The sequence below is a fragment of the Nitrospirota bacterium genome (genome assembly GCA_035516965.1).
In the GTDB taxonomy this organism is placed as follows: domain Bacteria; phylum Nitrospirota; class UBA9217; order UBA9217; family UBA9217; genus MHEA01.
On the sequence record DATIZR010000092.1, the window covers coordinates 1 to 9258 of the forward strand.

General features: G+C 57.5%; 7 protein-coding genes. All 7 read left to right on the forward strand.

Features of this window, described 5'->3' with window-relative positions; genetic code table 11:
* On the forward strand, positions 1-522 hold a 522-nt coding region (locus VL197_13930), incomplete at its 5' end, for an aspartate 4-decarboxylase (protein HUJ19077.1).
* Positions 523-569: 47 nt separating this feature from the next.
* Entirely contained in the window at positions 570-1634 is a 1065-nt protein-coding gene (locus tag VL197_13935; GenBank protein ID HUJ19078.1) for a type II asparaginase, read from the forward strand.
* A 133-nt stretch (positions 1635-1767) separates the two neighbouring features.
* On the forward strand, positions 1768-3450 hold the full coding sequence (gene aspT, locus VL197_13940; GenBank protein HUJ19079.1) for an aspartate-alanine antiporter: 1683 nt from the start codon (positions 1768-1770) through the stop codon (positions 3448-3450).
* Positions 3451-3630: 180 nt separating this feature from the next.
* Positions 3631-4800: a DcaP family trimeric outer membrane transporter gene (locus VL197_13945; GenBank protein HUJ19080.1), complete on the forward strand. Its 1170-nt coding sequence runs from the start codon at positions 3631-3633 to the stop codon at positions 4798-4800.
* Between the two features lie 53 nt (positions 4801-4853).
* Complete coding sequence (locus VL197_13950) at positions 4854-5528, forward strand: TRIC cation channel family protein (protein HUJ19081.1); 675 nt, start codon at positions 4854-4856, stop codon at positions 5526-5528.
* Positions 5529-5926: 398 nt separating this feature from the next.
* Positions 5927-7111, forward strand: a complete 1185-nt coding sequence (locus tag VL197_13955) for an efflux RND transporter periplasmic adaptor subunit (protein ID HUJ19082.1) — start codon at positions 5927-5929, stop codon at positions 7109-7111.
* Between the two features lie 7 nt (positions 7112-7118).
* The coding region (locus VL197_13960) for an efflux RND transporter permease subunit (GenBank protein HUJ19083.1) at positions 7119-9258 on the forward strand (2140 nt) is incomplete at its 3' end.

The following is a 9258-nucleotide window of genomic DNA, read 5'->3' on the forward strand; positions in this document are numbered from 1 at the left end:
AAATTCATCGACCGCATGGTGGCAGATAGCCGCCAGGTCGCGCTGAACCACACTGCCGGCCTGTCGATGCCCCAGCAGATCCAGATGGCCCTGTTCTCCCTGTTCGCGCTGCTTGACAAGGCGAACAGCTATAAGACACTCTGCCAGCTCATCGTGCGTCGGCGTTACCAGGCGCTCTGGGAAGGTTTGGGACTTCCATCGCCACCCGATGAGAACAGGGCTTTCTATTATGTAGAACTCGATATCATGGTCTGGGCCGAAAAGGTCTACGGCCCCGACTTCGTGAAGTTCCTCCGGAAGAACTACGAATGCACGGATATCCTGTTCCGCCTCGCTGAGAAGTCAGGTGTCGTGCTGATGCATGGCGGTGGCTTCGGTGGGCCGGACTGGTCGGTCAGGGTATCGCTCGCCAACCTGCCGGAGGATACTTATCCGAAGATCGGCCAGTACCTCAAGGAGGCGGCCGAGGGCTATGTCGAGGAATGGAAGGCTGCTACATCAAAGATGACGAAAAAGAAGTAACTAGGACAAACCAACCAAGCAGACAAGGAGGAAATACCATGAAGAGAATGACATCGAACATGTTTCGGAGCATTTTGACGACTGTCGTCGCACTGATGCTGATCGCGTCGGCGGCGCAGGCCAAACCCAAGATCATGATCCTCGCAACGGGCGGCACTATCGCTGGCGCGCAGGCCAGCACGAGCGAGGCGGGATACAAGTCAGGCAGCTTTTCCGTTGATGACCTCATCAAGGCCGTGCCCCAGCTGAAGGACCTTGCGGACATCACCGGAGAGCAAGTGGCCAACATTGGCAGCCAGACTATGAATCACGAAGTGTGGCTGAAGCTTGCGAAGCGGGTCAATGAGGTTCTCAAAGGCGACACCGACGGTGTGGTCATCACCCACGGTACGGACACGATGGAGGAAACGGCTTACTTCCTCAGCCTTGTGGTGAAGAGCGACAAGCCGGTCGTGCTGGTAGGGTCCATGCGGCCTGCCACTGCTATAGGTGCGGACGGTCCGGCCAATCTCTACGACGCGGTAGCACTAGCAGCCAATCCGGAAGCCAAGGGACGTGGCCCGCTCGTCGTCCTCAATGATGAGATCCACTACGCCCGCGAAGCGCAAAAGACGAACAGCACGGCGCTGGATACATTCAAGTCGCCGAACCGCGGACGGGCAGGCGTCATGAACACGGGCAAGGCCTACTTCTTTTCCACCAACACCACGGTCCATACGACGAAGAGCGAGTTTTCCGTGGACGGCAAAGTTGTTAACGACCTGCCGTACGTGGAGGTCGTCTACTCCTATGCCAATTTCGGTCGTGACACCATCGACTTCCTCGTCGGGAAGGGTGTGAAAGGCATCGTGCTCGCTGGAGTGGGCGATGGGAACAGCACTGATACTGCGATTGCCGCACTTGCAGAAGCTGCCAAGAAGGGCGTTGCCGTCGTACGCTCTACACGCACGGGCAGCGGCCTCGTTGTGCGCAACGTGGAAGTGGACGACGAGAAGCTGGGGTTCATCGCCGCTATGGAACTCAATCCCCAGAAGGCCCGCATCCTGCTCATGCTCGGCCTGATGAATACGAACGATCCTAAGAAACTGCAGGATTTCTTCATGAAGTACTGAGAGAACCGGTCGCCTGCGCGTCCCGTGCATTATCTCGGTTGCATGAGTGCGCCGGGACGCGCGGATCAAACGTCTTGAAACGGTGTAGGATAGGCGATGGTCTTGTGAGCGTACACTATAGGAGATACTCAGTATGGACTATTTTGTGAAGGCCCTTCAAGAGCATCAGGAACTGGCTATCTTCCTTGCTCTCGCTCTAGGGTTTTTCATTGGCCGGTTCAAGATCGGATCGTTTACCCTGGGAACCGTTGTGGGTACGCTGCTGGCAGGCGTCCTCATCGGGCAGATCGATATCAAGGTCCCGGCGATCGTAAAGACCATTTTTTTCGACCTGTTCCTCTTCACGACTGGGTACAAGGTCGGGCCCCAGTTCTTCCGGGGGCTGAAAAAGGATGCCCTGTCCCAGATGGCGCTCACAGTCGTCCTGTGCGTCACCTGTCTGCTTACCGCTTTTACGGTCTCAAAGCTCCTCAGGTATGACATGGGGACAGCGGCGGGTCTGCTAGCCGGGGCATTTACCGAATCCACGGTCATCGGCACGGCGAGCGATGCCATCAATCATCTTAGTATCCCGGCCGAGGAGAAGACCCGGCTCATGAACAATATACCGGTCGCGTACGCTGTCAGTTACCTAGTCGGCACCGCTTTCGTTGTATGGTTCCTGTCGAGTCTCGGACCAAGGTTGATGCGGGTCAACTTGAAGGAGGAGGGCAGGAAACTGCAAGCCCAGATCTCAGGCGAAGAAGAGCAGGAGCCCGGCGTGCAATCAGCTTTTCAGAGTTTCGGGGTCCGGGCGTATAGCGTGACCAATGAGAAACTGGTGAACAAGACCATCGCGGAGATCGAGGCCCTGCCTAAGGAGATGAGGGTCTTTATCTCGCGGGTCCGTCATGAAGGCACGATCATCGAGCCCGAGCAAGCAATGGTCATTCATAAGGGGGACGTGATCGCAGTAATGGCACGCACCGAGGCCCTCATGGCCCGGGGAACCGTGATCGGACCCGAAGTGGAGGATAAGGCCCTCATCGACTTTCCCCAGGAAACCCTGGACGTCGTGATCACAAACAAGGCTGTGGCCGGGAAGACCCTCAGGGAGCTGGTTGCCTTGAATTTTGCCCGTGGCGTCTTTCTGCAGAAACTGCTGCGCGGAGGGGAGCCGATGCCGTTCGCGCTCGAAACGCGCATCGACCGTGGAGATGTTATGAGGATCGTCGGGGCGAGGCGCGATATCGATCTTGCTGCGAAGGAACTGGGGTACGCTGACCGGCCCACGAGCGCCACGGATATGGTCTTTGTAGGTTCAGGCATCGTCCTTGGAGGGCTGGTCGGCCTACTCTCGATAACGATCGGCAAATTGCCGATAACACTCACGGCGAGCGGCGGCGCGCTGATCATGGGCCTGATATTCGGCTGGCTCAGGTCTGTCCGTCCGACCTTCGGCCGTATCCCCGAGCCCGCCATGTGGGTCTTCGACACAGTCGGACTCACCACCTTCATTGCCGTTGTTGGTCTCGGGGCAGGCCCCAGCTTCATAGCGGGACTCAAACACGCCGGGATAAGTTTGGTTTTTGTTGGACTTCTAGTGGCCGTGCTGCCTCACGTCGCGGCGATTCTCTTCGGACGCTATGTCTTAAAGATGAACCCCCTGATCCTTCTGGGCGCATGTTCGGGAGCAGGGACGATAACTGCGGCGCTTCGCGCCATCCAGGATGAGGCGCACAGCAAGCTTCCAGCATTGGGCTATACGGTGCCCTATGCCATTGGGAACATCCTGCTTACAGCATGGGGGCCGGTTATTGTGGCCATGATGGCATGAGGGAAAAAAGAAGCATCTTCGTTCTCTGTAGGGAAATGAGTTACAAGAGACCAAGAATGTATCAGGGATAAATGGTCTTGCATTCATACATAAAGATACGTTCACCCATCCGTATCGGAAAGGAGAAAGGTCCCGCTTGATCCGAAACAGAGATCATACAAAGAAAGGAGCCATGAAAATATGAAGCCAAAAACTGCACTATATGTATTTGTCATCATTGCCCTTCTGGCGGTCATCGGCACGGGAGGGGAGGCGCGCGCCGCAGCGCAGGATGCGCCCCGAATTGAAATCTATGGTTTTGTTCAGTTGGACGCCATCTACGACTTTGACCGCGTCGATCCAAGCTGGGACGCCACGTTGCGTCCGTCCAAGATCTCCGTAGGCGCAACTAACCAGTTCGGCCATGACGGTGAGACCATCTTTAGCGTTAAGCAGACCCGATTCGGCGTCAATGGCTATATCCCCACCGAACTGGGAGAGCTGAAGACAAAGTTCGAGTTCGATCTGTTCGGCGTCGGTGCCGATGCGGGCCAGACCACGATCCGGTTGCGCCATGCCTACGGTGAGTTAGGTCAATTCCTTGCAGGGCAGACCAACAGTCTTTTCATGGACATAGATGTGTACCCCAATGTCGTCGACTACTGGGGGCCGGCGGGCATGATCTTCTTCCGCAACATCCAGGCGCGGTGGACGTTCATGAAGCAGGGGGGAACAAAGGCTGCGGTCGCGCTTGAGTCTCCTGGTTCGGCAATCGACACAGGGAAGCTTAACCTCGTAGACATCAATGGTGTTTCCAGTTGGAACAAATATCCGGACCTGACCGGTCAGTACCGTATGGATGGGACCTGGGGCCACTTCCAGGCAGCCGGTATAATGCGCTGGCTCGGATACAGTTCGCCCGATGGAGGCATATCGGGCCACAAGACCGGCTGGGGAGCAAACCTGAGCGGGGCCGTCCATACCGTTGGTAAAGACAGTATACTTGCACAACTCGCCTATGGAGAGGGTATCGCTAACTACTTCAATGACGGTGGCGTCGACCTGGCGCCACAAAGCAGCGCAGGCGGTGCCGAGGCATTACCGATACTCGGATTGCTCCTTTATTACGACAAGTACTGGAGCGACAAATGGAGCAGCTCGATCGGATACAGCGAGACGGAGCAGCACAATTCCGGAGGACAGGAGCCGACCGCATTCCATAGGGGCCAGTATGCCTCGGTGAACCTCCTGCACTACCCGGCGAAGAACGTTATGGTGGGCGGCGAGTTCCTCTGGGGCAAGCTCGAGCAGAACGGCGGCGAGACCGGACACGATAGCCGCATCCAGTTCTCGGCCAAGTATAACTTCTAACCCGCGCGTTTCGCCGGCTGCTGTGTGAACGGCCTGTCCGGCGAAGGAATGCGATGAAAGAATGTGCGAAGATGCAAGAGCAATTTCATTTACCGATCATCTTCGACCTTGGCGCCACCTTTATCTTCGGTATAACCGGCGCCCTGGCAGCGCTGCAACGAGGTTATGATTTTATAGGACTGTTTGCGCTGGCCTTTGCAAGCGGCGTCGGCGGTGGTCTGCTTCGCGACGGTCTGTTCATCCAGCAGGGGCCTCCGGCGGTAACGATGGATTCACGCTACATCGTGGCCATCACGCTGGCAAGCCTCGTCGGGCTGCTCTTTCGCCACGGGGTGACTCGGCTCACGAAAGTGATCGCCCTCGTTGATGCCCTCGGCCTAGGTGCCTATGCGGTCGTGGGTATAGAGAAGTCGATAAACGCCGGGCTGAGCATTCCGGCCGCCATTCTCGTCGGTGTCATCAATGCTGTGGGGGGCGGCTTGCTTCGTGATCTGTTGGTTAGGGACGAGCCGTTGCTGCTCAAGCCCGGCCAATTCTATGCTCTGGCCGCCCTTGGAGGATGTCTACTCTTCATTTTCCTCACCATGCGCTTCGGCATGCCGGCCCCCAGGGCGGCCGTTATTACCATTGCCTGCACCTTTGTCGTGCGCGTTTTGGCGATTACATTCAACTGGAGGACGAAGCCGTTGTATAGTCCGGATACATCCGAAGAGGAGCAGAAGCGTTAGCAGGAACGAGGGGAGTGAGAAACGTTTTTTAGAAACTCTGATAACGAAGAAACATGCCGTATCAATATACGAATGCACTCGTGACGATTGATAAGTCAATAAGGAATCTTCCAGAAGAGGATCGTCTCAATGAAGCAAATCGGTCACGCTGTAGAGCATGGCTGGTTGTTAGAGAGGTTCCTTTTCTCAATTGACTCTAAATACTATGCATGATACAGTTGATGCTCCTTCAGGCTTTAGGTCTTTTGAAATCAACTATATAATGCTATAGGTTCTATTTTTTTAATAGGGCCCTGCATAGCTCTTAGCTTGCAGACCTTGCGCTCAGATGTTTATTTTCCTTCGGGAGGTGTTCCATGCGCTGCAATACGCAGCAACTGAAATGCAGTAGGTCTCTCATGCAGATCTTCGAACGGATCGTTCTTGTTCTCGTCGTGCTGGTCCTGGTCGGGACGGTGATCTCCGGGTGCAAGAAGAAGGCCCAGGTTGCAGCCGGTCCGCCGGACGTTGAAGTGGCCGAGGTCGCCAAGCAGGACGTTAAGGTGGTCAGGGAGTGGGTGGGCAGTATGGATGGGTCGGTCAACGCCGTCATCCGCGCCCAGGTCCAAGGCTACCTCGTGAAGCAGAACTACACCGAAGGGCAGTTCGTTAAGCAGGGACAGATTCTGTTCGAGATCGATCCGCGGACTTTCCAGGCGGCCCTGAATCAGGCAAAGGCCGATCATGCGCAGAAAAAAGCGCGGTGGGACACGACCAAGGCGAACCTGGCGCGCATCCGGCCGCTGGCAGAGCAGAATGCGGTGAGCCTGAAGGACCTCGATGACGCCGTGGGGGCCGAACAGTCGGCGCATGCCGCTTTCGATGCGACGCAGGCTGCCGTGGAAAAGGCGCAGCTCGATCTCGGGTTCACGCGGATAACATCTCCCATCAACGGCATCGCGGGAATTGCCAAGGCCCAGATCGGAAATCTCGTAGGGCCGGGCCAGGTGGAGGAGCTAACCACAGTCTCGACCGTCGATCCCATCAAGGTGCTGGTACCGATCAGCGAGCAGGAGTTCCTCCATCTTCAGACAAAACGACCGGCCAAGGGTCAGTCGAAGCCGCAGCTCGACCTGGTCCTTTCCGACGGGAGCCTCTATCCCCGGAAGGGCGAGTTTGCTTTTGCCGACCGGCAGGTGGATCCTTCGACCGGAACGCTCAAGGTAGCGACCCTCTTCCCGAACCCCGAAAACGTGCTCCGGCCGGGACAGTATGCCAAGGTCCGTGCGGTCATGGAAACGATACCGGGAGCGATAGTAGTGCCGCAGCGCGCCGTGAACGAGCTCCAGGGCAATTTCCAGGTGGCTGTGGTCGGGCCTGATAACAAGGTTTCTATCCGTACCGTGAAGCCGGGCGTAAAGACCGGGTCCCTGGTGGTTATCACCGAAGGTTTGCAGCCAGGGGATCGCATCGTGGTCGAGGGTCTGCAGAAGGTGCGTGACGGCGTCATGGTCAATCCCAAGCCGGTGTCTCTCGAGACGCCGACAACTCAGTCCGCGACTACCCCGGCGGAAAAGCCTGTCGCGGGCCACGAGCAGAGGTAACCTCCTTATGGTCAACTTCTTCATTAACCGGCCCATCGTGGCCATTGTCATCTCGATTATCATCGTGATCGTCGGTATCGTTTCGATCCTCGGCCTTCCCATTGCCCAGTACCCGAATATTGTTCCGCCTGAGATGGTGATCGACACGACCTACGTGGGCGCCGACGCCCAGACCGTGGAGCAGTCCGTTGCCACGCCCATCGAGCAGCAGATGAGCGGCGTGGATAACATGAACTATATGTACTCGCTCAATGCGAACAATGGGCAGATGAAGATGTACGTCAACTTTGACGTGAAGACTGACCCGAACATCGACCAGGTCCTGACCCAGATGCGCGAGAGCCAGGCCGAGTCCCAGCTTCCTTCCGATGTGCGAAACTACGGCGTCACAATCAAGAAGTCGACGTCATCGCCCCTCATGGTTGTTTCACTTTATTCGCCCAAGGGGACCTACGATGACATCTTCCTCGCCAATTACGCCAACATCAACCTGAACGACCAGCTCACGCGCGTTCCCGGTATCGCCAGCGTCACGGTCTTCGGCGCCGGCCAGTACGCCATGCGCGTCTGGGTGCGGCCGGACCAGCTCGCGAAGCTGAACATTACGGTGCCCGAGATCACGTCGGCCATCCAGAAACAGAACACCGTGAATCCGGCAGGCAAGATGGGCGCCGAGCCGGCGCCTCCCGGCCAGGAATTCACCTATGCGGTCCGCGCCCAGGGACGGCTCATAACGCCTGAGGAGTTCGGCCAGGTGGTCTTGCGGGCCAATCCCGACGGGTCGCTAGTGCGGCTCAAGGATGTGGCACGCATCGAACTCGGCTCCCAATCCTACGACATGCGGGGAAGGTTGAACGGGAAGCCGGCTGCGGTGCTCGGCCTGTACCAGCTTCCGGGCACGAACGCTATCGCCGCCGTGGACGGAGTCAAAAAGCTGATGGCAGAGGTCTCGAAGTCCTTTCCCCAGGACCTGGAGTACGTGGTCTCCTTGGACACGACCGAAGCGGTGCGCGAGGGCATCAACGAGATCATGCACACGCTCGTAGAAGCTATGATCCTCGTGATCATTGTGGTCTTCATCTTCCTGCAGGGCTGGCGGGCCACGCTCATCCCCGCCCTTGCTGTGCCGGTTTCGCTCATTGGCACCTTTGCCATCTTCCCGGTCATCGGGTTCTCGATCAACACTATCGCACTGATGGGCATGGTGCTCGCCATCGGGCTCGTGGTGGACGACGCCATCGTGGTTGTGGAAGCTGTGGAACACCACATCGAAAAGGGCAAGACGCCGAAAGAGGCTGCCATCAAGGCCATGGAAGAGGTCGCCGGGCCAGTGGTCGCCATCGGCCTTGTGCTCTCGGCGGTCTTCCTTCCCACGGTGTTCATCCCGGGCATCACGGGCAGGCTCTACCAGCAGTTCGCGGTCACCATCGCTATCTCCATGATGATTTCGGTATTTGTGGCGCTGTCGCTCAGCCCGGCGCTCTCGTCGATGATCCTGAAGCCCAAGAAAGAGAACCGCGGTCCCCTCGGGAAGTTCTATGCCTGGTTCAATGATGTCTTCGGTAGGTCGACGAACGGATACGTCCGATTCTGCGGAACCTTGATCCGCAAGTCGGCAATGAGCCTCATCTTCCTCGGGATCGTCGTCCTGCTGGTCGGTCTGCTAGGGAAGGGGCTCCCGGGAGGGTTCCTTCCTGAGGAAGACCAGGGCTACTTCTATGCTGGCATCCAGCTGCCCAATGCTTCGTCGCTCCAGCGGACCGATGCGGCGGTCAAGGAGATGGAAAACGTCATCATGGCCACGCCGGGCGTCGAGTATTGCACGAGCATTATGGGATACAGCATGCTGAGCGGTGTGGTGAACACCTACAGCGGCTTTTTCTTTGTCACCCTGAAGCCCTGGGGCGAGCGCAAAAGCCCTGAGGAAAAGTATGCCAATCTCCTGGCGGGTCTGAATGCGAAGCTCGCCAAGCTGCCCCAGGGCGTGGCTTTCGCCTTCTCGCCTCCGGCCATCCCCGGCATCGGGACCTCTGGTGGTGTGACCTTCCTGCTCGAGGACCGGGCCGGAAAGGACATCGCCTTCCTGTTTCAGAATACCAAGAAGTTCATGGCCGAGGCAACCAAGCGTCCCGAGATTGCCCGGCTTA